This window comes from Paenibacillus sp. FSL H3-0321 (assembly GCF_038002865.1).
Lineage (GTDB): Bacteria > Bacillota > Bacilli > Paenibacillales > Paenibacillaceae > Paenibacillus_AQ.
The window spans coordinates 1,558,327-1,584,400 of sequence record NZ_JBBODH010000001.1 but is presented as its reverse complement, the minus strand read 5'-3'; the positions used below and the strand labels follow the sequence as shown (position 1 = coordinate 1,584,400).

At 51.3% G+C, this 26,074-nt stretch carries 17 protein-coding genes, 1 pseudogene and 1 riboswitch; of the genes and pseudogenes, 15 read left to right on the top strand and 3 right to left on the bottom strand.

Annotated features, from left to right (window positions below):
- The first annotated feature begins 95 nt into the window (after positions 1–95).
- The 7 genes from MHI45_RS07005 (at position 96) to MHI45_RS06975 (ending at position 9,641) form a co-directional block, all read left to right on the top strand.
- A complete protein-coding gene (locus MHI45_RS07005) occupies positions 96–1,232 on the top strand; it encodes a glycoside hydrolase family 88 protein (protein ID WP_076108970.1) in 1,137 nt (378 codons plus the stop codon).
- A gap of 1,259 nt (positions 1,233–2,491) precedes the next feature.
- On the top strand, positions 2,492–4,369 hold the full coding sequence (locus MHI45_RS07000; RefSeq protein WP_083675442.1) for a DUF2264 domain-containing protein: 1,878 nt from the start codon (positions 2,492–2,494) through the stop codon (positions 4,367–4,369).
- Positions 4,370–4,777: 408 nt separating this feature from the next.
- Positions 4,778–5,587 (top strand): GNAT family N-acetyltransferase, encoded by an 810-nt coding sequence (locus tag MHI45_RS06995; RefSeq protein WP_076108972.1) that lies wholly within the window; start codon positions 4,778–4,780, stop codon positions 5,585–5,587.
- A gap of 40 nt (positions 5,588–5,627) precedes the next feature.
- Positions 5,628–6,359, top strand: coding sequence for an SDR family NAD(P)-dependent oxidoreductase (locus tag MHI45_RS06990; RefSeq protein WP_076109013.1), 732 nt, complete (start codon positions 5,628–5,630; stop codon positions 6,357–6,359).
- 115 nt (positions 6,360–6,474) lie between these two features.
- Positions 6,475–6,783 (top strand): 5'-methylthioadenosine/S-adenosylhomocysteine nucleosidase, encoded by a 309-nt coding sequence (locus tag MHI45_RS06985; protein ID WP_341119145.1) that lies wholly within the window; start codon positions 6,475–6,477, stop codon positions 6,781–6,783.
- Positions 6,784–6,954: 171 nt separating this feature from the next.
- Complete coding sequence (locus MHI45_RS06980) at positions 6,955–8,109, top strand: AI-2E family transporter (protein WP_076108974.1); 1,155 nt, start codon at positions 6,955–6,957, stop codon at positions 8,107–8,109.
- 20 nt (positions 8,110–8,129) lie between these two features.
- A complete protein-coding gene (locus MHI45_RS06975; RefSeq protein WP_076108975.1) occupies positions 8,130–9,641 on the top strand; it encodes a carboxylesterase/lipase family protein in 1,512 nt (503 codons plus the stop codon).
- 132 nt (positions 9,642–9,773) lie between these two features.
- On the opposite strand, the gene MHI45_RS06970 is transcribed toward MHI45_RS06975, so the two are convergent.
- Positions 9,774–10,946, bottom strand: coding sequence for a PstS family phosphate ABC transporter substrate-binding protein (locus tag MHI45_RS06970; protein WP_076108976.1), 1,173 nt, complete (start codon positions 10,944–10,946; stop codon positions 9,774–9,776).
- A 206-nt stretch (positions 10,947–11,152) separates the two neighbouring features.
- Positions 11,153–11,302, top strand: a riboswitch (FMN riboswitch).
- Positions 11,303–11,431: 129 nt separating this feature from the next.
- Here MHI45_RS06970 and MHI45_RS06965 point away from each other — a divergent pair.
- From MHI45_RS06965 to MHI45_RS06935, 7 genes and pseudogenes are all read left to right on the top strand, one after another.
- Complete coding sequence (locus MHI45_RS06965; RefSeq protein ID WP_076108977.1) at positions 11,432–12,385, top strand: DMT family transporter; 954 nt, start codon at positions 11,432–11,434, stop codon at positions 12,383–12,385.
- Positions 12,386–12,660: 275 nt separating this feature from the next.
- Positions 12,661–12,771, top strand: a pseudogene (locus tag MHI45_RS06960) (carbohydrate ABC transporter permease); the annotation flags it as partial.
- Between the two features lie 629 nt (positions 12,772–13,400).
- Positions 13,401–14,063, top strand: a complete 663-nt coding sequence (locus MHI45_RS06955; protein ID WP_076108979.1) for a stage V sporulation protein AA — start codon at positions 13,401–13,403, stop codon at positions 14,061–14,063.
- Positions 14,060–14,485, top strand: coding sequence for a stage V sporulation protein AB (locus MHI45_RS06950; RefSeq protein WP_038594622.1), 426 nt, complete (start codon positions 14,060–14,062; stop codon positions 14,483–14,485). The genes MHI45_RS06955 and MHI45_RS06950 overlap by 4 nt, the downstream gene beginning before the upstream one ends.
- A 1,388-nt stretch (positions 14,486–15,873) precedes the next feature.
- On the top strand, positions 15,874–17,565 hold the full coding sequence (locus tag MHI45_RS06945; RefSeq protein ID WP_083675447.1) for a spore germination protein: 1,692 nt from the start codon (positions 15,874–15,876) through the stop codon (positions 17,563–17,565).
- A 193-nt stretch (positions 17,566–17,758) separates the two neighbouring features.
- Positions 17,759–19,093: a diaminopimelate decarboxylase gene (lysA, locus tag MHI45_RS06940; protein ID WP_038594620.1), complete on the top strand. Its 1,335-nt coding sequence runs from the start codon at positions 17,759–17,761 to the stop codon at positions 19,091–19,093.
- A 141-nt stretch (positions 19,094–19,234) separates the two neighbouring features.
- A complete protein-coding gene (locus tag MHI45_RS06935; protein WP_038594618.1) occupies positions 19,235–19,666 on the top strand; it encodes a peptidylprolyl isomerase in 432 nt (143 codons plus the stop codon).
- A gap of 190 nt (positions 19,667–19,856) precedes the next feature.
- Here the strand turns inward: MHI45_RS06935 and MHI45_RS06930 are convergent, their stop codons facing one another.
- Positions 19,857–20,612: a YwaF family protein gene (locus tag MHI45_RS06930; protein ID WP_083675444.1), complete on the bottom strand. Its 756-nt coding sequence runs from the start codon at positions 20,610–20,612 to the stop codon at positions 19,857–19,859.
- A gap of 358 nt (positions 20,613–20,970) precedes the next feature.
- On the opposite strand from MHI45_RS06930, the gene MHI45_RS06925 reads away from it, so the two are divergent.
- On the top strand, positions 20,971–24,459 hold the full coding sequence (locus MHI45_RS06925; protein WP_076109015.1) for an LPXTG cell wall anchor domain-containing protein: 3,489 nt from the start codon (positions 20,971–20,973) through the stop codon (positions 24,457–24,459).
- Positions 24,460–24,573: 114 nt separating this feature from the next.
- Here the strand turns inward: MHI45_RS06925 and MHI45_RS06920 are convergent, their stop codons facing one another.
- On the bottom strand, positions 24,574–26,046 hold the full coding sequence (locus MHI45_RS06920) for a copper amine oxidase N-terminal domain-containing protein (protein ID WP_083675446.1): 1,473 nt from the start codon (positions 26,044–26,046) through the stop codon (positions 24,574–24,576).
- Between the last annotated feature and the right edge of the window lie 28 nt (positions 26,047–26,074).

Here is a 26,074-nt window from a genome sequence, read left to right as displayed (position 1 = left end):
ATGAGCGGTTCAATAGAAGAAATGCAGCCGGATGTAATACGTAAATCTAGAGTTCAACTTGTATCATCCTAAACAATGAATGGCGGTGGCTAGAGATGACAGCGGAAACAAAGCTGGGATGGGTAGAGGAAGCGTGGAGCAAGGCACTGGAGAAGACACAGAAGAACAGCCGGAGAATCGGCGCGGGGTTTCCCCATGCCAGTCAAGGCGGCCAATATGAACTGGCCCAGCCGTACTGGTGGACAGCCGGCTTCTGGCCGGGACAGCTGTGGCTTCTGTATAACGAGAGCAAGGATGAGTCTTTGCGCGCGCTGGCAGAGGACTGTGAGGAGCAGCTGGACCAGGTTCTGAATGATTATGTCCGACTTGACCATGATCTGGGCTTTATGTGGACCTTGACCAGCGTGGCTTCCTACAAGCTGCTGGCCAGCGAGGTTTCCAAGGTGAGAGCGCTGAAGGCAGCGAATTTCCTCGCGGCCCGCTTTAATCTGAAAGGCAGCTACATCCGGGCCTGGAATCCCTGGTATGAAGGCGAAGATAACCGCGGATACGCGATCATTGACTGTGCGATGAACATGCCGTTGCTTTTCTGGGCGGCAGAGACCAGCGGAGATCCGCGTTACCGCCATATCGCCGAAGCACATATGGACACGGTCGTGAAGCACTTCATCCGCCCGGACGGCTCCGTGTATCATATTGTCCGTTTCGATCCCGAAACCGGCGAATTCCTCGAAGGCATCGGCGGCCAGGGTTACGCCGCCGAGTCGGCCTGGTCCCGCGGCACAGCCTGGGCGATTTATGGACTGACGCTGGCCTACCATCATACCGGCAAGGCTGAATATCTCCATACCGCCCAGAAGGTGGCCCATTTCTTCCTGGCCCGTTTGCCGGAGGACCATGTCCCGCACTGGGATTTCCGCGCACCCGGAGAAGAGCGCGGCTTCCGCGATTCGTCAGCCGGCGCTTGTGCGGCAAGCGGTTTGCTGCTGCTTGCCGACAAAGTTGGCGAGACCGAGGCACCGGTGTACCGGGAGCCTGCGATCCGCATGCTGGAATCGCTATACCGCAATTACGGCACCTGGGACAACGATGCCGAGGAGGGGATGATCCTCCATGGTACGAGCAATTATCCGGCCGGAACGAACATTGATGTTCCCCTAATTTACGGAGACTTCTTCTACGTCGAAGGACTGGCACGGCTGAAGGGGAATGGGCCGTTCTATTGGGAGTAAGCGCTCACCGTTGCGCTGTAGGATTAGGGTAACAGCATGTTTATAGGGAAGAGAGCAATAAGCGCTGAATCTTAGGACTAGAATAAGGGTCAAGAAGAGGCAGCAGATGGGATAGAAATAGTACGACTAGAAGAGATAGCAGCAGATGGGATAGACATAGTACAACGAGAAGAGATTGCAGCAGATCGGATAGAAATAATACGACGAGAAGAGATGGCAGCAGATCGGATAGAAATAATACGACGAGAAGAGATTTCAGAGCGAATGGGTGGTACGACAAGCGGCCGTATTGATCACTAGCGATATTGCATTCGCTGCTGATCTGGCAGTAAGTAACTATGTTTCGGAGTACTAGCCTAGGCAGCCTGATGCACTATATTGCTTGCTGTTCCGCCTCCGTTCGAATATCACCGGATAGTTGCCCAGTACCTGAGATTGTGAATTAATTTAGAAAATTGCTGCCTGTTCCAGCCAATATGCCCTTCTAGCAGATATGCCTGCTCACTAGTTATCAAATCACTCGGAAATTCGTGGGCAACACGTCTTTTAAGAGCAGGCAGTGGATACACAGAGAAGCTGCGGACTCCAGTGCTCTTATTTTCCGGTTTTCGCCTGTTTGGCTTGCTTATCGGACTCCAGCGCACTTATTTGCTCGTAGATCAACTAAATATTCGATTTCCCTAGGAATAGCGTCCACTGAGTCCGCTCGTTCGTGCGAAGAGGCCATTTCTGCAAAGTAACGTCACTGGAGTCCGCAGAGCAGGCAGACACTGGTGGAAGGAGCAGCTTTCCAAGAAGAGCGTTGGTGAGAGTGCTGACGAGATTGTTGGAGGATGCGTTGGTGAGAGTGCCGATGATGCTGCCAGAAGATGTGCTGGCGAGTGAGGGGGATGTTGCTGGAAGGAAGGTGTTCTGGTGGTGAGCGTGGTTGGTTGCTAAGGTACATTAGCGAGCGTGGCGGGTTTGCTGGAAGTAGCACCAGTGAACTAACCTTGTGCGTCTGGATGAGTTGATGGGGCAAACTTGGAGGTAGGCTGCTAGATGATACATTAGCAGGTGCTGACGAGGTTACTGGAAGTAGCATCAGCGAGCAGGGATGAGGTTGCTATAAATTGCATTGCGGTGCGATGGGACCGTTGAAGATGATCGAAAAACCCAACAGCACAGCAAAAGTTACATCAGCGAGCGCTTCGATTTTGAACGTGTATAGTTGGAGCCAGACTCTATAAAAATTCGAGAAGCAATTAGGAGTGATGTTGATGAGTAGCCAATGGGGACCAATTGGGGCTAATCCGCTGGTCACAAAAGAAGATATGCAAAATGCTTTCCGTCAGCTGGCCTATCCGCTTAAGCCTTACTATAGTGAGGGACGTGCCCGTCTGAAGCTGGGGGTGACCGGGGTTCATTACGGGCCCGATATTGCTGAAATGGAGGGCTTCTCCCGGGTATTATGGGGATTTGTGCCGTTTCTGGCCGGTGGTGGTGAAGATGACATGTGGAAGATGCTGCTGGACGGCATCCGCAACGGGACCGACCCGGAGCATAAGGAATACTGGGGTGAGGTCGGTGATTATGACCAGCGCCTAGTGGAGATGGCAGCGTTTGGCTACGGGTTGGCGCTGATCCCGGACCGGATCTGGGAGCCGCTGAGCGAACGGGAGCAGGGGAATTTGTTCAACTGGCTGAACCAGATGAACTCACATCCTTGCTATGACTGCAATTGGCTCTTCTTCAATGTGCTGGTTAATCTGGGCTTCCGCAAGGCTGGTCTACCGTATGATGCCGATCAACTGGAGCAGAATCTGCGGCGTATGGATGATTTCTACTTGACCGATGGCTGGTACAGCGACGGTATCGGCGGTCATAGTGATTATTATGTTCCGTTCGCCATCCATTTCTACGGGCTGCTCTATGCCGAACTGATGGGTGAGGAAGATCCTGAACGGGCAAGCGTGTTCAGGGAACGGGCCGGAAAGTTCGCTGCTGAATTCATCCAATGGTTTGCTGCGGATGGCTCCGCGCTTCCGTATGGCCGCAGCTTGACCTACCGGTTCGCCCAATCGGCATTCTGGGGGGCCCTTGCTTATGCAGAAGTTGAAGCTGTGCCTTATGGTGTTATTAAAGGGATCGTTTTGCGCAACTTACGCTGGTGGTTTCAGCAGGATATTCTCAACGCGGACGGCGTATTGAACATCGGTTATACCTATCCCAACCTGGTGATGGCCGAGAATTATAACTCGCCGGGGTCGCCGTATTGGTCCTTGAAATACTTCCTGCCGCTGGCCCTGCCGGATCAGCATCCCTTCTGGCAGGCGGAGGAACTGCCGCTTCCGGAGCTTGAAGCGCTGGCTGTGCAGCAGCCTGCTCATCTTGTCATCTGCCGCCGGGCTGAAAGCGATCATGTCGTCGCCTTCAACAGCGGGCATAAAGGCACCAATGAGCATACCCATACTTCGGCCAAATATGAGAAGTTCGCTTATTCCACTGCTTTTGGGTTCAGCGTTCCCCGTTCGGAATGGGGAATCTCCCAGGGCGCATTCGATTCCATGCTTGCGCTCAGCGAGGCGGGCGACAATCTGTACCGGGTGAGAAGACAAAATGAAGAGACGCGGATTGAAGACAATCTGCTCTATTCCAGATGGAAGCCTTGGCCCAATGTGGAAGTGCAGACCTGGGTTGTGGCCGGTCTTCCCTGGCATATCCGGATTCACCGGGTACAAACAGAAAGAACACTGGATGCCGCAGAAGGCGGTTTTGCCGTGGCGCTGGAGCCTGGACTGCAGGAGATAATTCCTGCTGAAGGAGCAGGTATGACAGCGGTCAGCAGCCATGGCGCCAGCGGAATTCTCGGCTTGGCCGGCTACAGCGAAGCAGGGCTGATCCGTCCGCATACCAATACCAATGTGCTGCGGCCGCGGACAGCCATACCGACGCTGCAGGCGAAGCTTGCTCCCGGGACCCACTGGCTGATCTCGGCCGTGTATGGCGAGCCGGGAAACAGCGGTGAAGGAGGCAAGGCTATGGCTGCCGAACCAGCAGGTGACCCGTTGCAGCTTCTCGGTGTGGAGCTGACGGGAGATGAAATCCGGGTTGCTACTCATACCGGCCAGAGCATCACCATACCGCTGGATCAGTAGAATCTCCCGGCGGGTACAATATTCTGGCTGGCTGGCGGAGAGGGTACCCCTGAGGTTGAATGTTGACGAGCTGGTACCACAGTAACGGGAATAGTGCTGTATTAGGCTTATTTAGTGAAATCGAGCTGTTGCCGGGAAATCAGCCCGCTAAAATTTCAATATATTACGTAACAGGGTAATTCACTTAATTACCGTTAGGAATTCCCGCTATCCTCCCGGTAAGCGGGATTCTGGTGAAAGTAAAGGGTATTATTCCCGTTACTTTCACAATGCCCAATCAAGTACGCCAATTGGCGAAACCTGGCAGTTTGACCAACAGCCCGAACCGGAAATTCCGGAGACGGGCTGTTTATTTTTTCCGGCAGGCGCATTATGATTGAAAGAAAGGAAAAATTAGGGGGTTATGAGATGTTTGAGAGTTTTGAGCCGGATGATAGAGTGCTGCATAGCAGTGGGTTTAAGCAAGAGGAGGTTCTACATAACCTGATTCACCGCATTGCGGAGTACGAGGATGCGATCAAGCTCAAAAGCATTGATGATCAACTGATCTTTACCCAATCGACAGGTCACAATGCCTGGTTATGGGTTTCGAAGGAGCTTGAAGTACAGCAGCGGGACGATTTGGTGCGGCAGCTGGCGGAACGGGTGAAGGATAGCGGAATCCCTGGAATCAGCGCAGAGCCGGAGACGGCCAAGGCATTCGCGGAAGCTTTTTGCGCGGCCAAGGGGAAACTTCATCATACCTACATGATGCTAAAAGCCTACCATTGCCTGGAGGTGCGGAAACCCGGTCATGTCAGTGGGTCGCTGTTGCAGGCTGGTGAGGCCCATATTCCGGTGGTCGCTGAGTTTACAGCCAGATTCGTTGAGGATGCCTTCGGGACTTCTGAGCAGCAGGAGAATTTCCTTTCCTATGCAGATGAGGCAGTTCGTGCCGGCAACCTGTATTTGTGGGTTGTGGATGGCGTGCCCGTATCTATGGCGGCCATCGCACACCGCTCAGCGAGACATGTCCGGATTAATGATGTCTATACGCCGCGCACTCACCGTAAACAAGGGTATGCCAGCGCAGCCGTGGCTGAACTATGCCAAATATTGCTCGACGAAGGCTTAACTCCGGTGCTGTACGCAGACGACAAAAACCCGGATTCCAATAAGGTCTACCAAACCGTAGGATTTGTGGAGGCAGGGCAAATTGCAGATATTAAATTCGACTGAAGCAGCTGTAAAGCCGCTGTGGAACAAGGAGACAGATCATATGCTGAATGCCATGAAAATTATAGTAACCGGAGCCGCTTCCGGGATTGGCAAGGAAATTGTCCGGCTTGGTCTGCGGGAGGGAGCGGGCGTCATAGCCTGCGATATCAACGGCCCGGCGCTGGAGCAGTTGGAATCGGAAATGGCTTCCGGCAAGTTGTCCGCCTATCGGCTGGATGCCAGTCATCACCTTGAGGTGAAACAATTCTTTGCCTATATAGAGCAGCAGCATGCGGATATTAATGGTTTGGTCAACAATGCAGGCATCTATTTGGGCAAAAGTATCCTTGAGTATGCCCCTGATGAAATAGATCGGGTGCTGGATATCAACGTGAAAGGTTATGTCTATTTCTCTCAGATGTTCGGCAGGCTGCTGCTAGGAAGCCGTCGCCAAGGCGCAATCGTCAACATGTCGTCCGTATCCGGACAGGAGGGAAGCTCGGATGCCGTTTACGGCTTGTCGAAAGCGGCTATTCTGGGTTTGACGAAGAGCTGCGCGATGAACTTCGCCCCCTATATCCGCGTAAACGCGGTTGCGCCGACAATGACGAATACACCAATGATGAGCCATATTCCCGATTGGAGACAGACGGAATATCTGGAGCATCAATTGACTAAGGAGCCGCTGCTGGCAGAAGAGATTGCCGAAAGTGTTGTTTTTTTGTTGAGCAGGAAGTCAAGGGCTTATACCGGTGCAACGTTTGATATTAACAATGGCTGTTATTTGCGCTGACGGGAGGTTGTTTTTGTGATCACAGGTGTAATAGGACCATCGGATGAAGAAATTGAACATCTGATAAAGAAATGTTATATAGATTCGGTTTATGAAAAAGCATCCCTGAAATTCTATTCCGGATTCTACGGAGAGGCTCATCTACGCCGGAAAAATGATCTCCGGGGAAGAGTTCATCGCCAGCAGTGAAAAGCGCAAACGGCTGGACTCCTTTGGGGCGATGTGTGTGGACATGGAGAGCGCAAGCATTGCGCAGAACTGCTATGTCAATCATATTCCTTTTGTTGTTATTCGTTCGATATCGGACCATGCGGATGAAGAAAGTGTTGAAAGCTTTGAAACCCATGTGGAATCGGGCTCCCTGAATGCATTGTGCCTAGTGGAAAAGCTGCTGGTAAGTTTACATAAACAACCTTTGATTTGAGGATGACATCTGGATCTGGAACTTTCAAAAACGCAGCGTAAAAGGTGCAGAATTTCATAGAGGGGAGCTAGTGCTGAAAATTTGACTTGCAACCCCTGCGTTGACTATGCTAATAGCAAGTGCAATTTATCACACTTACAGATAAGTCTTTGTATTAGGGGGAAAGCAGTAATGGAAAGGGTGCAGGTATGGCCTGAGAGGTTTAAAAAGTTTTTTTTAAATAACAAATTTGTGGTTTCTTTACTGATTATTTTACTTATCGGGGTTACGATTCTGGTGTTCTCCAAGGTTCCGTTTATTTTCAAGCCGTTATCGGTCCTGCTGCACACAGTGGCGGCTCCGCTGCTGCTCTCTGGAATCGCCTACTATTTGCTGAATCCGCTGGTTGACCGGCTGGAGAGAAGAAGCAAAGTGAAGCGTGCCTATGGGATTGTGATTCTGTATCTGGTGATCGCCGGGATTATTACACTAATTCTACTGACAGTCATTCCGATAATCCGCACCCAGCTGCTTGGACTGATTGATAATTTCCCTAAATACAGTGAGCAGATTCAGCAGGAATTCGTTAATTTGACCGGCAGTGAGCAGTTCGAGCGCATTCAGGAGAATATTGGCATGGACTTCACTAATATTACCAGCAAGGTGACAACATGGGCCACCTCCTTTCTGAATAACGCAGTGAATGGCGTTGGCAGCTTCGTTGGGGCATTGACCGAAATTGTTCTGGCTGTGGTAACCACTCCATTTATCCTGTTCTACCTGCTCCGTGACGGCAAAAAGCTGCCTGACTACCTGATGAGGTTCATCCCTACCGGCTTGCAGCCGCAGACGCGGGAAGTAATGTCCGAGATGAACAGCCAGGTGGCTTCCTATATCCGCGGACAAATTATCGTAAGCTGCTGCATCGGTGCGCTGCTTTATATCGGGTATTTGATTATCGGGCTGGAGTATTCCCTGGTGCTGGCGATCGTTGCAGCCTGTACGGCGGTAGTTCCCTATTTGGGTCCGGCCATTGCCATTACTCCAGCCTTGATCGTTGCGATGGTGACTTCTCCGTTCATGCTGCTGAAAATGATCTTCGTCTGGACTGCGGTCCAGCTGATCGAAGGTAAATTTATTTCGCCGCAGATCATGGGCAAGTCGCTGAAGATTCATCCGATTACTATAATTTTCGTCATTATTTTTGCCGGTAAAATGTTCGGCGTGCTTGGCATTATCCTGGCTGTACCGGGATATGCCGTGCTGAAGGTGGTCGTTACCCATGTCTTCCAGTGGTTCCGTTTCCGCTCCGGATTATATCAAGTGATCGAAGAAAAAAAGGAATAACGCGAAAGGATGATTGTTTTATGACAGGACCCGTGGCAGATACATTATATGGGAAGCTGCAAGGAGCACAATGTGACGGTGTGAACATCTGGCGCGGAATTCCTTTTGCCGCCCCGCCTGTGGGTGAGCTGCGATTTCGCGCGCCACAGCCGCCGGAGCCATGGAGTTCCGTTAGAGAGGCCAGGGAATTCGGCCCGGTCAGCCATCAGCCTGTCAGTACCGGCAGCACCCGATTCGGAGGTACAACTCCGGAATATTCCGAAGATTGCCTGTACCTGAACATCTGGTCGCCAGCGGCTGAAGGGGAAGTCCTGCCGGTCATGGTATGGATTCATGGGGGCACTTTTGTAACCGGAGCCGGCAGCCAGCCGATGTTCGAGGGTACCCATATGGCCAGTAAAGGCAAAGTCATTGTGGTTACCGTCAATTATCGGCTGGGACCGTTCGGTTTCATGCATTTGTCGCCGTTTGGCGGAGGCTTGGCCTCCAATGCCGGTCTGCTGGACCAGATTGCCGCACTACAATGGGTACAGGGCAATATTGCCGGGTTTGGCGGCGACCCGAAACGGGTTACCCTCTTCGGCGAGTCTGCGGGCAGCATGAGTATTGCCGCGCTGCTGGCGATGCCTGCGGCACAAGGCTTGTTTGCGGGAGCTATCATGCAGAGCGGGGCTGCACAGACACTGAAGGCGCAGCAAGGTGAAGAGATTGGCGCAGCTTTTCTGGCCGAGCTCGGGATTCGTCCAGGCGGCGATACCACACTGCTGGACACGCTTCCGGCAGAGCAAATATTGAAGGCAGCAGGGGCGATGGTTTACAAGCTGTCCGGCAATGCGATGAGCATGCTGTTCCAGCCCGTTATTGAGCCGGATACGTTGCCGGCAGATCCGGCGCAGGCTATTGCCGAGGGTGTAGCAAGCGGTATACCGCTTGTGATCGGGACGAATCTTCATGAGGGCAACCTGTTCTTCCGGGGAAGTGGTTCGGCAGAGAACTTTGACCAGTCGCTTCAATCTCTGGAAATGATGATGGGAGTAGAGAATTTGGCTGAACTCGCACTTCATTATCCCAAGACCGTGGAGGGACAAGCCGATTTTCTGACAGATCTCTTTTTCTGGGACAGTTCCATATCTATCGCTGAGCGGCAGCATCGCTATGCCCCGGTATGGATGTACCGGTTCGACTGGACCATCCCCGGCCATCCGCTGCTCGAGAAGGCTGTACATGGTGCGGAAATCTGCTATGTATTTAATAATTTATCGCACATGGCGCATTATGGAGTAGAGGTTACTCCTGCCATGGAGAGTTTGTCGGATGCGATGTTGAACGCCTGGACAGCCTTTGCCCACCGTGGCGATCCGTCGGTGTCAGGCCTATCTTGGCCGCAGTATACACTGGATGACCGCGCTACCCTGATCTTTGAGCAGGACATCCGCATCGTGGCTGATCCGGATCGGAAGAAGCGGACACGGCTGCTGTCAGCACAAGAGAACCCGCCTCAAGACTCATCTGCCGGGACGTTGTCAGAATAGTAACTGAGTGAAGTTGCTTGTGTACAAAGAAAAAAGACCGGCATCATAGAGAAGCAGCAGGGACCCGGGCATTCGGGTTCCTGCTGCTTATTTGGTGTATCTGCGTTTGAGGTAGGGGAGTAGTCCGGGAGCTTATTTTACCGGGGTATAACCGGTTTTTGCCACCAGCTCCTGACCCTCGGGGGAAACTATCCAATCCAGAAAAGGCTGGATATGCGGATTGGAGCTTCCTGCGGTCACGGCATAAAATTCGGAGGCAATAGGATAGGCTCCGCTGCGTATGCTCTCCCTGCCGGGCTCAACCCCGTCGACGGCCAGCAGCTTGATCTCGTTATTGCTGTTCATCTCCGAGGCGTAGAACAGGAAGCTGAAGCCAAGAGCATTTTTATAATTACGGTAGCTGGCGGTCTGGCTGATAATGCCGCTCATCACATCCATAACATCTTTTTGCGGAGCTGCCATGAGCGGTGTGCCCTCCATGATTTTCTCAAGCATGGTCTGGCTGCCGCTGTTTTCTTCCCGCTGGAATGCCCGGATCGAGTCCCGTTTGCCGCCTACCTGTTTCCAATTTGTCAGCTTACCGGAATAGATATCCTTGATTTGCTGTGTGGTCAGTCCGTCCACCTTGTTCCGCTTATGAACGAAGAAGACAAATGCCTCGCGGCCAATGGGCGTAAGAACCAGTTCTTTGCCTACTGCTTTGGCTGATTTCTGTTGGGAGAGAGAGGGGGCTGCTGCAAAAATAATATCCGTATCTCCATCGATCAGACGATCATAAGCAGTGGAGGTCGAAGTGCAGACTACCGTACTGCTCTCAAAATCATATACGCTATAGTCGTCCTTCGGGTAGACGGCTTGAACAAATGCCGAATATAGCGGGTAGAGTGCGGTTGCACCGTCCAGCCGCGGAAGCTCGTCTGTGATCTTATAAGTGGAGGTTTGGTCCAGTATGGCTATCTTGGATTCCGGCTGGAAAGGTTTATATTTCTCCAGAGAAATCTCCCGGTCATTCACTTCAGCGAGGCTGTTCACATAAGCCTGATTGATTTCATAAACGCCTGCCGCCAGTAGACATAACCCGGCGAAAGATGCGAGCACGATCCGCCGGATACGCAGCTTAAACAAGTCAAAGATCGCCAGCACCGCATAAACTGCAAGGGCAAAAGCGACAACAGCGGAAAGGGGGGCATAAAATTGCAGCCCTCCAAATAAGGAAATAATGAAATAGGCGATAGTTTCGGCAAATGCAATAGCGGCTACAACGATAAATGATAACGGCAAGTTTGTTCCAAGTGGTCTTTTCATAAGGGCCTCTCTTTCAATGGATGAAGAATATGGATAATTCACATAATTCTATTATAACTTAATGAAATCAGCAGGAATTACAAAAAAATATCATTTAGAGGGCATGAAATGCGGTGATGAATGAAAAAATGTGTATATTTTCATAAAATACTGGACGAAATTCATAAACGGGAGTATCCTGAGATTGTGAAAAAAATAACGGAATACAAGATTCTCGGGGTAAGGTGAAATTCCTGACCGGCGGTGATGTTCAAAGCGAACTCAGCCCGCGACTCCTTCCCGCTGTCAGCAGCGGAAAGGACTGATCTGGTGACATTCCAGAGCCGACGGTAAAGTCCGGATGGGAGAGGATCATAAGATAAAGACGACAGGTTTATTCCTGATGGTCTTTATTGATAATGACCCCCGATAGTTGCCCCTCAGAAGGCAGCGCGGGGGTTTTTGGTCTCTTATCGAGGGTTTGTATCGACAAGGAGAATGGAATTATGAGTAATGTAACTGCTTCAACTTCAGAGGTGCGCCAGGCGCCGCTGCGCGGCGGGTTCTGGCTGGTTGTGCTGGGAGCGGCGCTATGGGGCGTCGATCCGCTGTTCCGCATCATCCTGCTCAAATCAATGACCTCTTCACAGATCGTTCTGCTTGAGCATGTTGTGCTCTTTCTGGCTGCCGCGCCGGTACTTTGGCGGCATCGCGCTGAACTGAAAGGAATTCGTCTGCGTCAGGCCGGAGCGCTAATGGTTGTATCTTGGGGCGGCTCCGCCGTGGCTACGATTCTCTTCACCAAAGCCTTGTCCAGCGGAGACCTCAATGCGGTGCTTCTGCTGCAGAAGCTGCAGCCGATCTTTGCCATAGGACTGGCGGCTGTCATCCTTAAAGAACGCCTGCCCCGAAATTTCGGACCGCTTATAGTGATTGCACTGGCAGGGACTTATCTGCTGACCTTTGGCTGGACCGCACCCTTCGGACATGTGAACAGCTTCATCAGTGTCGGCAGTCTGCTGGCGCTCGGAGCCGCTGCCTTGTGGGGCGGATCTACAGTAATGGGCCGCTATTTACTGGGTTCAATGAAGTATGAAACGGTGACTTCACTGCGGTTCATTCTGGCATTACCTCTCTTGTTCGTCGTCACCGCTATGGAGGGTGCTCCCTGGCAGGTACACGGCGGACTGGGCGCTTCATCAGCAATTGCGATCAATCTGCTGCTGCAGGCACTGCTGCCCGGACTGCTCAGTATGCTGCTGTACTACAAAGGTCTTAACACCACCAAAGCTTCCGTTGCCACCTTGGCAGAGCTCAGCTTCCCGATGACGGGAATTCTGATCAACTGGATTTTCTTCGATCTGCTGGTAACCTTGCCGCAAATTATCGGCTTTGCGCTGATTTGGACCGCACTGTTCCTTATCTCTAAACAACAGAGCCGTCAGGAAGCACTCAACTAGAGTGCGGCGGCTGTCTGAGTAATATAAAGTAGGTCTGAGGGGAGAACCCCCGGGGCTTTGAGTAGAAGAGGAGGATGTCCCCTGCAGCCATACGGCTGTAGGAGACATCCTTTTTTTCAGTTCAGCTCATCCGGAGAATTTTGTTCTTCCAAGTTTGCGAAACACCCATATTGGCTGCAAAAACTGCTGAAATGCTGAAATGTTGCGTAAGTGAACTATATGGCTATATGTGGAGCGTTTACACTTTAAGGGAGACCAGCCTGAAATCCGGGAGGATTTCTGTGCAGCGTACGGTGATCGGTACAGGGCTTGAGCTGCTTATTACGTTCCTTGCAGCCTATCCGCTGTCTAAGGGGAATTCGGTCTTTAAGGGCCGCACAAGGTATGTTAGAGGAAGAGCTAGAGCTAGAGCCTCTTACTCCGCATATGCCGAGCTGGTAAATCAAATGTATTATGTGCAGCAGATGGGTCCAGTTTTCCACTATATCAGCGATCTATTGCACTTTGTACAGCACACTACTTCAAAGACACCTGTTTATCGGTAAAATGCGGTAATCTGCTGCAGGAAATACAACAGAACGCTATTTTGAAGACGAATAGAGAGAATCTGGTGTGCTTATTGCAATAGAACTAACTCATACGGCAGGTGCGGCAGTATGAGGATTCGACGATTTACAGCACTCAATTTATAAGAATGAACGCAGCACCAATAAACAAAGGATAAGGCAGACGGGAGAATCGCCCGGTCTGCCTTTTTGTGCGTCTGTCCAGCACGCTAGCCAGTCAATTGGTAGTTGATACGGTGCTTTTCCGATAGCAATAAATAATCAAACTTATGCATTTTTTGGATACTAATCCGCAGAAATAGATCAATGGAAAGTGTTTCTGTGCGCTAAAGAGGCGATGCCTCAACTAGATTTCTGCTGGTCTGGAGTAAAAATAAGCCTTTTCTCCCATACTACCGTTATTCTTGCGTCTCATCCTGCTTTTCACGACAACAATAGGAGGTGTACGGATGAACACTTATTCGGCTCCCGCCATTTACATACAGCTTAAGAATCGGGTAACGGTGCCCAAAGGGAAAGGGGTCACGCTGCGGGATATCGCTTATTTAATCACCGAGCCGGAGTGGAGGGAGCCGCTGTATTCAATTCTGCTGCTGAAGCCGGCACAGAGTGACGGGAACCTCATTCTGATCGACCTGTTGACGGTTATCCCGCATATTCACGAATTGATACCGGGTGCTGACATCCAACCGATTGGCGAGGGGCGGACGATTGTGCAGATCGAAGGGCCGGTCGAAGCACGCAAACCTTCGGTTGCGCTGTTTGTGCTGGTGTGGCTGCTGCTTTTCTTCGGATCGGCGCTGACGATTATGAATTTTCATGCCGATGTCAGCATGCAGGAAGTGCATGTTCGCATCGTGGAGATGCTGACCGGACGGCGGGATGACCACCCCTATGTGTTCCAGATTGCCTATTCGCTGGGCATCGGGTTTGGCATGGTGATTTTTTTCAACCACCTCTTTAAGAAAAAATGGAATGAGGAGCCCACTCCGCTCGAAGTGGAAATGTTTCTTTATCAGAATAATATCGACCATTATGTAGTCCACGAGGAGTATAGCAAAATGAATCGCAGCGGAAACGATCCATCAGGACCTAAAGAGGATGGAACATGACCGCGCCGATTACACTTGGACTGAATTTGCTGCTCGGAATTGCCGGGGGGATTGCGGTAGGCGGAGGGGTGATTGCTTTGTTTATCGTGCTTGATATGGTGCCCCGGCTGGCCCAGCTGACTTCCTCCTACGACAAAGTTCATTGGTATGAAGGGGCGATGATCGGGGGTTCTCTGCTTGGCACTATGAGTGATTTCTGGAACTGGCGGATCAGCTCAGGCCCTGTGGTCGAACTGGGAGTTGGGCTGTTTGACGGGATATTTGTCGGCATGCTGGCCGCTGCTTTGACAGAGGTCTTGAATGTGCTGCCGATCTTGGCAAAACGTCTGCAAATGACGCATTATCTGTTTGGGCTGCTGATGGCTATGGTATGCGGCAAGGTTGCAGGCTCTTTGTTCGACTTCTTTGTATATCAACAGTAGAAGGGGGTTATGGAGTGGTAAGGTATATTCACAGCGGTGATCAGGTAAATGAGAAAAAAACAAAAAATCAGACAGCTAGCCCGGCTGCACCGCAGGCTGGCAATGTTGGTGGCGGGACAACTGGAGCGGCTCCGGCAGACGGAGCTGAGAGCTATGCAATCCAGTCAGCGGATAATCTTGGGGAAGCTCATACGGGGACTGCCGCCCGGCCCGGAGAAGCCGAGGCTGCGGTCGAGTTAGGCGTATTGTTAAGCCGGGAACAAACGGTACCCGCTTCCGGTTCTGTATCGGTAGGCGCTACGGAAGCCGGAGCAACCGGCTCTGGAGATCATGGCCTGCAAGCTCCGGACGGAGCGGGTATATCCAAACAGGAGGGAGCACCGGGAGGAGGTACAAATGCATCCGGGGAACAAGAGGCACCAGAGTCAGGCACAGCCGGTAATATCGCAGCAGACGGAAGAGGTACCATTAGTGCAGCAATTGTTAGTGCAGCGGCAGCGGCACAAGCTCACCGCACGCAAGCAAATGACTCGAAGGCCAGCGTAGAGGCAGATGGCGGTGTGGAAGCTGGCGGTGCGGAAGCAGGAGGGGGTACGTATGCGAATGCTGGGGGTGGGGCGGCAGACAGTAAGGATAATGGTGAGGCGGCTGGCAGCAGCAACGCGAATACTGGTGAGGCACAACCACAAGATGCGGAGAACTCCGGGAGCGGTGTGAGGGAGTTTTTTAGCACATTATTCAGTAAAGATACAGAGTTAGAAGTTACATCCGGATCCAATGCCGGCAATCAGGACGTTGAAGCTTCAACTGAGTCCGGCACGGGGAACCAAAGCAAAGGTGATTCCGCTGCGCCTGGGGCGGGTGCCGGTAAGGGAACAAACAGCAGTGTGGACATTGGTGTGGACGCCGGAGCAACCGGGTATGGCGACCATGATCTGCAAGCCTCGGATGGAGCAGGAACACCGGATCAGGAGGGGAACGACCCGCAACAAGTGGCCACGCCTTTGGTAGAGGGCAGTTCAGATACCGAAGCAAGCAACGCAGCGGGAGAAAGTGCAAAGGGAGCTGGAGGACAAGTGACGGCGGCGCAGGCTGGCGGCAATGCCCCTACGGCCGATACCGGCAATGCAGCAGCAGGCTCAGCCTCCACACCCGAAGCCGATAATGCAGCAGCTGAAGCGGAATCGGAAAGACCGGAGGGTGACAGTGCAGTGTCACCCGGCACAGCTGAGCCCGGGGATGAGACCGGCAGCCAGCCGCAGGATATGGAAGCATCAGATGAGCTGGGTGCAGAGGAGCCGGAGAGCGGCAAAAAGGGTTTTTTCGCCAGACTGTTTAGTGAAGAGCCGGATACTGAGGAAGATGCTGAGTCAGACGATGAATCAGGAATGGGGAGTCAGGCCGGAGCCGGAACTACGGCGGAGGCAGGGAGCGGGCAGCAGTCACAAGCGCAGACCCAGCAGCCGCAGAAGTCTAAAAAAGACAAGAAAAAAGCAAAGCAGGAGGATGCTCCACCCCAGGGGAAAATCGACCCGCTGCAATTAAAACGGGACAACGAACGCTCTGATTCGCTTGAAGAATCTATTATATACTGGCAGGGTAATGACAAAGTTTCACCGAACCTGGAGCATACCAAAAATACACTGACTGAGGTCATGGGGCTGGGTTCGTCTTTTGATATCGTGTTCAGGGAGATGTCCTTTGCCGGCCGCAAAGCAGCACTGCTTTGCATCAGCGGGTTTGCCAAGGATACGATTATTGACGAGATTCTGAAGCGGCTTACCTATCTGACACCTGAAAATGTCTCCACTGATGTGCTGGCCAGCTTCATGACTGAATACATCCCCCACGTGCAGGTGGAAAAAGGTGAGCTGCTGAGCGAAAGTATCAATAAGGTCTTGTCGGGAATGAGTGTGTTCTTCATTGAAGGCGAGACCCAGGTTATTATTATGGATACACGCTCGTATCCTTCACGGAATCCTGATGAGCCCTCTATTGAACGGGTGGTTCGCGGGTCACGGGACGGTTTCACGGAGACGCTGCTTAGCAACGTCGCACTGGTACGCAGACGAATCCGCGACCCCGGGCTGAAATACGAGATGCATCAGGTCGGCCGCCGGACGCGGACGGATGTCTGTGTAGCGTATATTGACGACATTGTCGATAAAACCCAGGTGAAGGCTGTCACCGACAAAATTAATAGTGTGGATATCGACGGAATTCCACTGGCGGATAAGCAGCTGGAGGAGGCGATCGTCGGCAGAGGCTGGAATCCTTATCCGTTGGTCCGCTATTCAGAGCGCCCGGATACCGTAGCTTCTCATCTGCTGGAAGGCCGGGTGGTAATCTTTGTAGATACATCACCAAGCGTCATCGTCCTGCCGACCACGTTTTTTGATCTCTGCCAGCATGCCGAGGAGAACCGCCAGACTCCGTTTATGGGGACTTACCTGCGCTGGGTCCGGTTCATCGGAATCTTTGCTTCTATGTTCCTGTTGCCATTGTGGATGCTGATGGTCATTCATCCTGAGCTTTTGCCGAAGATGTTGGACTTTATCGGGCCGCAGAAGACAGCTAAAATCCCGCTCCTGGCCCAGTTCCTGATTGTCGAGCTTGGGGTTGACCTGCTGAGAATGGCGGCGGTGCATACACCGACACCCCTTGGCTCAGCCATGGGTCTGATTGCCGCTATTCTGGTGGGAGACATCGCCGTACAGACCGGACTGTTCGTGAATGAAGTGGTGCTGTATATGGCGATAGCCTCCATCGGGATGTTCGCAACGCCGAGTTATGAGCTTGGACTGGCCAACCGCATTGTCAGGCTTGTGCTGCTGGTCGCCGTTGCTGCGTTCCAGGTGCAGGGCTTTATGATCGGAACCACACTGATCGTCGTACTGCTGACCCTGCACCGGTCCTACAATTCATCTTATTTGTGGCCGTTTATACCATTTAATGCAAAAGCGATGGGCGAGATCATCCTGCGCCAGCCTGTGCTCAGCTCCAAAACAAGGCCATCCTTCAACAAAACAAGGGATAATACACGAATGCCGCCTGTCCAGGAGAACGAGAAACAATCGTAGGAAAATACAAATCAACTGCAAATTAGTCCATTCTATGGTGTTCCCTCTGTCTGCTATACTGAATACACTAAACAGCCCCGTAAAAAGCGGAGTTTCTGCTCAAACAGCTATCTTTCAGGAACTCTGCGGGGCCTAATAACATACAATAGACAGGGTGGAACAAGACATTCCACAGAAATTGGAGGACTGAGTAATGTTTTTACACGGGACGAGCCGAATTAATGATGCCGGACATTTGGAGATCGGCGGATGTGATGTGACGGAATTGAAAGCGGAATATGGAACCCCGCTATATATAATGGACGAGCAACTGGTCCGGCGCCGCTGCCGCGAGTACATGGATGCGTTTACGGCCTCCGGTCTTGAGTTTCAGGTGGCCTATGCCAGCAAAGCCTTCTCCGTGATGGCGATGTGCCGGTTGGTGGATGAAGAAGGATTGTCGCTTGACGTGGTGTCTGACGGGGAACTGTACACGGCGCTGCAAGCGGGTTTTCCTGCAGAGCGTATCCACTTCCACGGCAACAACAAAACACCTGATGAAATTGAGATGGCGATTGATGCCGGTATCGGCTGCTTCGTAGTGGATAACCTGGTTGAACTCAGCCTGCTGCAGAGCATTGCCTCGCGCAAGGAAGTGAAGGTGAACATCCTGCTCCGCGTTACGCCAGGGGTAGAAGCTCATGCCCATCATGCGTATGCTTCTACAGGCCAGACCGATTCGAAGTTCGGCTTTGACATCGGCAATGGTTCCGCTCAAGAAGCGGTAAGCCAGGCTTCAGACAAGGCCAATTTGCAGCTGCTGGGTGTGCATTCACATATCGGCTCGCAAATTTTTGAAACTGAAGGGTTCCAGCTTGCGGTGGAGCGGATCGCTGATTTCACCCGCAAGGTGAAGGAAGAGCTTGCCATTGATTTCCCTGTCGTCAATCTCGGCGGCGGCTTCGGCATCCGCTATGTGGACGGTGATACACCGTTGTTGGTATCCGAATATGTAGCGGCAATTACAGATGCGGTGAAAACGCATTTCGCAGGAATCGGCGGCAAACTGCCGCAAATCTGGGTAGAGCCGGGCCGCAGCATCGTTGGGGATGCAGGTACGACGTTGTACACGGTAGGAACCAACAAGGAAATTCCGGGGGTCCGTAAATATGTCGCCGTCGACGGCGGGATGACCGACAATCCGCGTCCTGCACTGTATGAATCCAAATACGAGGCGCTGCTTGCCAACCGTGCCACGGAATCCAATGAAGAAACAGTCTCGATCGCTGGCAAATGCTGCGAGAGCGGCGATATGCTGATCTGGGATGTGGAGCTTCCGAAGGTGGAGAGCGGTGATCTGCTTGCCGTAGCCTGCACCGGTGCGTATAACTATTCCATGGCCAGCAACTATAACCGGATCCGCCGTCCGGCCGTCGTTTTTGTACAGAACGGACAGAGCGATGTAGTAGTACGCCGCGAGAGTCATCAGGACATTACCGCCAACGATATTGTGCCGGAGCGCATCGCCAAGCAGGCTGTTGCGAAGTAGGCCTTCATCACCGCAAGGCTTAATGTGTAGAATAATTGGAGCAAGCGGGAGTGACTCCCGCTTGCTTTGCTTTGTGCGTGGTTTCATAGTAAACTAAGAAAAGTGTTCTACATCTGTTATTTCGAAAGGGGTCATTTACATATGGCAAAGCAAGCGAAAATTACACTTGAAAACGGCGGCGTAGTGCTGCTGGACTTGTTCGATCAGGATGCTCCAAACACCGTAGCCAACTTTGAGAAGCTGGCAAAAGACGGTTTCTACAACGGTCTGGTCTTCCACCGCGTTATCCCTGGTTTCGTAGCACAAGGCGGCTGTCCTAACGGTTCAGGCTCCGGTGGTCCAGGCTATACGATCAACTGCGAAATCAACCCGAACAAGCATGAGCGCGGAACACTGGCTATGGCGCATGCCGGCAAGAACACCGGCGGAAGCCAGTTCTACATCTGCTATGCACCGCAGCCTCACCTCGACGGAGTACACACTGTATTCGGTAAAGTCGTAGAAGGCATGGACTATGTTGATTCTTTCCAGGGCCGCGACAAAATGACTTCGGTGGAAATTATCGAAGCTTAATTCAAATGAACTAAGGCGCGTCATACGCCTTTACTGCTATTCATAAAGCACCCGGCTGGGATCCCAGCCGGGTGCTTTTGTGCAAATATAACAATTTATATGCTTCACGCTATAAATTATCCTTCTATTTCTCGCGGAAACGGATACCGTCCTTATGAGGACGGTATCCGTTTCCACTTGGTGCACCGCTTCAAAGGATCCGGCTTCTACGCCGGTCCCGGAGAGCGGAACGCTGCGGCAGCCTGAAAAAGATCAGATACATCAGCAGAAAAAGAATAAAGGCAAACCCCTCTTCGACCAGCAGGTAATAAGGGTAAGGGCCGAAATAATCCAGTACGGAAAAGGTGCCGGGTTTATGCGCCAGGAACATGTAGTTCGATCCCAGCAATGAATTTGCGGCATAGACACAGGCAGCGACCACATTCAGGCAGAGCATGGTGAAGAAAAGCGAGCGCCAGGTTGGCCTATACCCTTCGACCCAGGTCATATAGAGAGAGGCCAGAATAATCGCGCCATGGGCCGTAAAAAACAGCAGAAAGCGAAAATGGGGATAAGGATACACCAGGTTAGGCGTCAGCAGGGCGATAAAAGCTCCGCCAATGCCGGCAAAGTAGAGAAAGGAATAGAGCCTTCGGCTGCGGGTAAGCAGCATAATGACGGACAAGAGCAATGTAATCCCGCACAACTCCAGCGGCAGCGATGACTCCTTCTTCCAGATCCCCTGCGAAAAGTACCATACATGCAATCCGGCTTCAGAAAAAAGCAGGATAAATACCAGCAGCAGTTTCACAACCCGGCGGAGTGATGGACGGGTACGGAGCGCAAAACGCGACCAGAACAGTATCAGGCAAACTAAGGTCACAACAGCCAGTGCAACCCAGTGTGACGGTGAAAACATACTGAAATCAGTCTCATGCTGCCGTGTGAAAAATGAGTCAAAATTCACAGGATTCTCTCCTTGGGACCCGTGGGTTATTTTAACAAAAATAAATATTCGAAATTTTAACATTTTCTGATTCTAGAGATCTATACTTAGGTGATATAAGTATATAATGCTCAAGCCGCACAGAAAAGGAAGAGATTTCTGCAATGTCACATAAGATGGATGCAGGAAACCGGAATACATAACTGGCTTGAGGTTTTTGAGTGTCATGGTGTGGGTCCGGCTGTCATCTTTTTTTGTATCATTGTTGACCGGGTTTTAGAGGCTGTTCCTGAAATCAAGCATGAATAGACAGAGAAGGAATATGCTGCAAGAGGGAGAATTATCCCATAATCAAATCAGAAACGGGGGCTTCCAGGGAATGTTGAAGAAGAAATTTAGTTTGTCCATTATGATCATTATGCTTTTTGTGCAGTATGCCTATGGTATTGGATTCACCTCGCAGGCTACGGCAGCTGGGATTGAGACTGAAAGAGATATTATTACCAGCGTCTCCATGGCTGTGTACGGACCTGACGGCCAGACCGTTACGGACAGTGTGTATGATGTCAATTCCACGGTCAGTCTGGATTACACCTGGTCGCTTCCAAATGGACACGGTTACGTAGCAGGTGACACCTTTACGTTCCTGCTTCCTGAGCAGTTCCAGCTGTTTAATGACATCGGCGGCGCATTGGTCTCCGATGACGGGGAAGTTGGCAGCTTCACGGTCAGTCAATCCACGCATCAGGTAGTGATGACCTTTAACAGCTATATTGAGAGTCATGACAATGTGCAGGGAACACTCCGGGTCAATACGAAGTTTGACAAACAGAAAATTCCCGGCAGCGGGGTAGAGGAAATCCTCTTCCCTGTGAATGGCGGGACGCAGAAGGTTATCGTGCACTTCAAGCCTGAGATCGGCTCGACCATCGACAAGCACGGCAGCTCCAGCGGCTACAATGCGACCAGCATTCAGTGGACGGTTGATGTGAACAAGAAGCTGGAACATGTAGCCAACGCTACGGTGACTGACCCTATTCCGGCAGGATTGTCCTTGGACAGCACGGCCACGCTTGCGGTTTACGAGCTGGCAGTCCAGCTTGACGGTACAGTGTCACCGGGTGCGCTGCTCGACAGCAGCAAATATACTGCGGAAATCCTGGACGGCAAGCTTATCCTTCACTTCACAGATCCTGTAATCAGCCGTGCTTACCGCATTGCATACACCACGCCCATAGCTGTGGAGAATAAAAGGATTTTCACCAATACAGCGACGTTTACAGGAGATGGGCGCGATCCGGTCAGCTCCTCGGCAACGGTAACTGTTGAGCGCGGCGGAACACTTAAAAAATTCTCAACCGGATATGAATGGGGAAATCAGGTGATTTCCTGGGCAATAGAATATAACTACAACAGCAAGAACATCCCGCAGGCCAATGCTGTCTTATCGGATTTATTCGATGCTTCGCATGAGCTTGTAGCCGGTTCGGTTAAGGTTTATCCGGTAACCCTGGATTCAGCGGCTGTAGCCACAAAAGGCCCTGCCCTGATTGAGAATGTGGACTTTACTGTTTCTCCTATTACCGCTACCGGTAAAAAAGGCTTTAAGCTGCAGTTCACAAACGATGTATCCGCACCGCACCGTATTGAATATAAAATCAAGGCCAAAGACCGCGTGATCAAAGAAACGACGGTTATCAATTCGGTTACGGACAGCACGTATACTTATGATGCCAAACAGCTTGTCCGGCCTGCAGTCATCTATAAGACGTTATCGGGTGTAGACTACAAGAATAAAACGACAGATTGGAAAATTACGCTTAACGGTGATAATTACCCGATGAGCCATGTTGTTGTGAAAGACAGCTTCCCGGATGGCGGTCAGAAATTTGTTCCCGGTTCGCTGCTTGTAAGGGATGAAAACTGGCTGGTAGTGAGCCCTTCCAAGTATACAGTGACCTATGATTCACCTGTGCAGCCGAACGCCGGATTTACAGTGAAGTTTCATTCACCGATATCCGGGTTTCATACCATCAATTACACCACCTTGTTCAGCAATGACTGGCTGACTGGAAGCACTGATGATTTTATTAATAAAGCACAGATTGATTGGATGGACAGTGCTGAAAATATCCAGTCAACTGTAGCATTTGGAAAGTTCATTCCGCGTCCCGAGGTAAAGAGCAACGGGTTCAAGTCGGGTGTTTACAATGCAGCCGCCAAAGAAATTACCTGGACTGTGGGTGCGAACTACAACGGCAAGGCGATTGCTGATCCTGTGGTAACCGATGTGCTGACTGCGGGCCAAACGTTAGTTCCAGGTTCGCTTAAGGTTTACAACATGAACATCGACTCAAAAGGTGACTATACAAAAGGTTCAGAGCTTAGCACATCGGCGTATACTTACGCTGTCAGCAGCAGCAATGAGCTGAAAGTAGAATTTGCCGGCAACATCGGCGAACCGTATATCATCGAATTCAAGACAACTCTTGAAGGCCAGCTTATCGACGCTAGCGTAGTCAATACGGCTAAACTTCTGGATGGAACTAAGCAGGTATCAAAAGACTTGACTGCTTCCCTGAAGATCCCGCACGGTGGTGAATATATCTACAAAGATGGACTGCAAAGCGGCGATAAGGTAGATTGGAGCATCGCGGTCAACCGGACACAGTCGTTCGTGAAGAATGCAAAAATCATTGACGAACCAAGCTCTAATCAAATACTGCTCCAGGATTCCTTCCATTTGTATCCAACCGTTGTATCTGTGAACGGAGAAGTGACCAAAGGCGGACCTGAACTGGTGAAGGATGTTGATTATTCACTTAACATTAATCAGAATGCCAGTGGAAAGCAGAGCTTTGAACTCAGCTTCTTAAAGGATATCAAGACAGCTTATGTGCTGGAATACAAGTCGCTGATCGTAGCGAATACAGGCGACAAGCTGCTTAATACCGTAAAATTCAACGGCAACAATGTTGTATTGATCGAGAAGGATACATCCAAAGAGGTCATCGTGGGAGTATCCAGCGGTTCGGGCACAGGAAGTGGTGTCAGAGGAGCATTGATCGTCAATAAGCTGGATGCCGTAAACAAGGAGAAACCGCTGGAAGGGGCAACTTTTGAGCTTTACCGGCTGAACGGAACAGAACGCGTGCTGATCAATACCCTGACTACCGACACTGCAGGCAAAGCGGCATTCAACAATATTTGGCTGGGCAGCTATGTATTGATTGAGACGGCGGCTCCGAAAGGATATGTGCTGGATTCCAAAGAGTATCCGGTCACAATCGGTTCGTCGGTGAGCGTAGGGCTGACTGTATACAATACAGAGGAGGTGCCGGTACCAACGCCGACGCCGACAACAGTGCCAACAACAGTACCAACAACAGAACCAACAACAGGTCCAACGACAGAACCAACAACTGGACCGACGACAGAACCAACACCAGTACCGACAGTAGGCCCTGGTGGCAGTCCAACACCAGTACCACCGACACCAGTACCGACACCAGTACCAACACCATCACCAACACCGACAGTAGCACCTGGCGGCAGTCCAACTCCTCTTGTCATTATCGAAGAACCACAGATTCCTGCGGGACCTGGGGCGACGGCACAGGTTACACCTGCTCCGTCAGCGACACCTTCACCGACTCCGGGACAAGTGACAACGACTGATGATGACATCCCGCTTGGCGGAGTGGAAGTTGAGGATGATGAAATTCCGGCGGGTACAGTGACCGGCTCGGGCGGCCAACTGCCACAGACGGGTGAGAACAGTCCATTGCCAATCTATTTGGCAGGATTAGGATTGATTCTTGCTGGGTTCATTCTGAGCCGGGTATTCAGACGCAGAAAGCAGGAATAGCACCAGAGGCAGCTGGAAATTCATTTTTTCTGCCAAAGCGGCACTAACAAAGAGCACACGGCGATCATCTGCCGTGTGCTCTTTTTCTTATTGGAATTACACAATCCACTGTAGTTATGGAGTAAGGCTGTAGCGGATCCAGTTCCCCTTCTTATCGGTAGTGACATCCCAGCCCAATTGTTCAGCGGTAAAGGCGAGCGGGATCAAGGCTTTGCCTCCGACGAGCAGCGGAGCGGCTTCCAGGACAATGCTAGTGCCATTCACAAGCGCTTCACTGCTGCCGACAGTCATTGCAATACTGTGCCCGCCGGACGTGAGCGTTACTGTTTTGCTGGCTCCATCCCATTCCACTTTTGCCCCCAGGGCAGGCCCCAGGTCTTTGGCAGTCAGCCACAGCTCCTTGTCCCCCTGGACCAGCCGGGTGGTATATCCCAGCTGCACTCCACCGAACTGAACGCTGCTCTGATAGAGGTTCCCGCTGAGGTCGGTAACGGCACTTTCCGCCTGGGACTGCAGCTTATTGTTGAACTTGCCGATGTTATCATCCGTTACAAGATAATCCGGATTCTTCTCTCCGATGGCCTCTGCAATCCAGCTGTTAACTTCTTCGCTGTGATGGCTAAGATCCTTGTACAGATCAAGGTTGAACGTCCACTTCGATTCCGCCTGGAAATCATATAGCGACACATTATCGAACTGCCGGAATTGCTCGTACATCCATTTGCGCATCACCAGTTGATTGCCAAAGCGGATAGGATTATCAGAATTCCAGGCAACCTGCCGCATCACGCTGTAGGGAGGATAATAGAAGTAGAACTGCACGTCAGGGTATTCCTTCAGCAGCGGCAGTATATGGGTATTGAAATGTGCCTTCAATTGATCGATGTTCTCCTCGTTAAGCCCGGAGGATATCTCGTTGTCACTGGCTTTCAGGTAAGCTTTGGTTACATATTGCTGGCCGAACTTAACTACATGGTTCCAATTGTTCAGATATTCCAGAGTTTTACCGGACTCACCCGAAATCGAGCTTTTGAGGCTGAGCCAGAACTGCTTGTATACCGAGGAGTTGAACCAATATTTATAATCGGACCATAGCTTCCCGTCGTACAGATAATCCGGAAATTCTTTTGCCGCTTTTGTGGTTTCCAGCTTCAGGGAGAAATAATCCAGCCCCCAGAGGACCTGCTTCACTTTGCCGGTTTCCAGAGCAAGCTTGGCGATTTTATAGTGCTCGTCGACAGTTGATCCCTCCATTGACAGCTTCATTGTGGTTCCGCCTAAGCTTTTGTCTACTTGAGAAGGCAGAAAGTTCTCGGTCATGGAAGTCCCGATAATAATATTGTCGTAATCATAGTTTTTGGCCAGCCCGGGATTCTGGTAACGTTCCTCCTGTGAGAAAACCGGGGTATACCATGAGGATTTATGATAGAACTGCAGCGGATCCAGGAAAATGGTAAGAAGAGCGGCGAGAGCTGCGAACGAGAACAGAAACAGCAGGAATAAAGTCATCATTTTTTGGGATCGGGCATGCAATCCGCGTGGCTGTGCCGGGGTTTTGGCGATTTGAATATGGGGTACTGGCATCATTCGAACCTCCTAAGCAAATAGTCTGAGT

Bases quoted from the DNA above. Each gene is read 5' to 3' on its own strand.
- MHI45_RS07005 (WP_076108970.1), top strand. From the start codon at position 96: ATGACAGCGGAAACAAAGCTGGGATGGGTAGAGGAAGCGTGGAGCAAG.
- MHI45_RS07000 (WP_083675442.1), top strand. From the start codon at position 2,492: ATGAGTAGCCAATGGGGACCAATTGGGGCTAATCCGCTGGTCACAAAA.
- MHI45_RS06995 (WP_076108972.1), top strand. From the start codon at position 4,778: ATGTTTGAGAGTTTTGAGCCGGATGATAGAGTGCTGCATAGCAGTGGG.
- MHI45_RS06990 (WP_076109013.1), top strand. From the start codon at position 5,628: ATGCTGAATGCCATGAAAATTATAGTAACCGGAGCCGCTTCCGGGATT.
- MHI45_RS06980 (WP_076108974.1), top strand. From the start codon at position 6,955: ATGGAAAGGGTGCAGGTATGGCCTGAGAGGTTTAAAAAGTTTTTTTTA.
- MHI45_RS06975 (WP_076108975.1), top strand. From the start codon at position 8,130: ATGACAGGACCCGTGGCAGATACATTATATGGGAAGCTGCAAGGAGCA.
- MHI45_RS06970 (WP_076108976.1), bottom strand. From the start codon at position 10,946: ATGAAAAGACCACTTGGAACAAACTTGCCGTTATCATTTATCGTTGTA.
- MHI45_RS06965 (WP_076108977.1), top strand. From the start codon at position 11,432: ATGAGTAATGTAACTGCTTCAACTTCAGAGGTGCGCCAGGCGCCGCTG.
- MHI45_RS06955 (WP_076108979.1), top strand. From the start codon at position 13,401: ATGAACACTTATTCGGCTCCCGCCATTTACATACAGCTTAAGAATCGG.
- MHI45_RS06950 (WP_038594622.1), top strand. From the start codon at position 14,060: ATGACCGCGCCGATTACACTTGGACTGAATTTGCTGCTCGGAATTGCC.
- MHI45_RS06945 (WP_083675447.1), top strand. From the start codon at position 15,874: ATGGGGAGTCAGGCCGGAGCCGGAACTACGGCGGAGGCAGGGAGCGGG.
- lysA (WP_038594620.1), top strand. From the start codon at position 17,759: ATGTTTTTACACGGGACGAGCCGAATTAATGATGCCGGACATTTGGAG.
- MHI45_RS06935 (WP_038594618.1), top strand. From the start codon at position 19,235: ATGGCAAAGCAAGCGAAAATTACACTTGAAAACGGCGGCGTAGTGCTG.
- MHI45_RS06925 (WP_076109015.1), top strand. From the start codon at position 20,971: ATGTTGAAGAAGAAATTTAGTTTGTCCATTATGATCATTATGCTTTTT.
- MHI45_RS06920 (WP_083675446.1), bottom strand. From the start codon at position 26,046: ATGATGCCAGTACCCCATATTCAAATCGCCAAAACCCCGGCACAGCCA.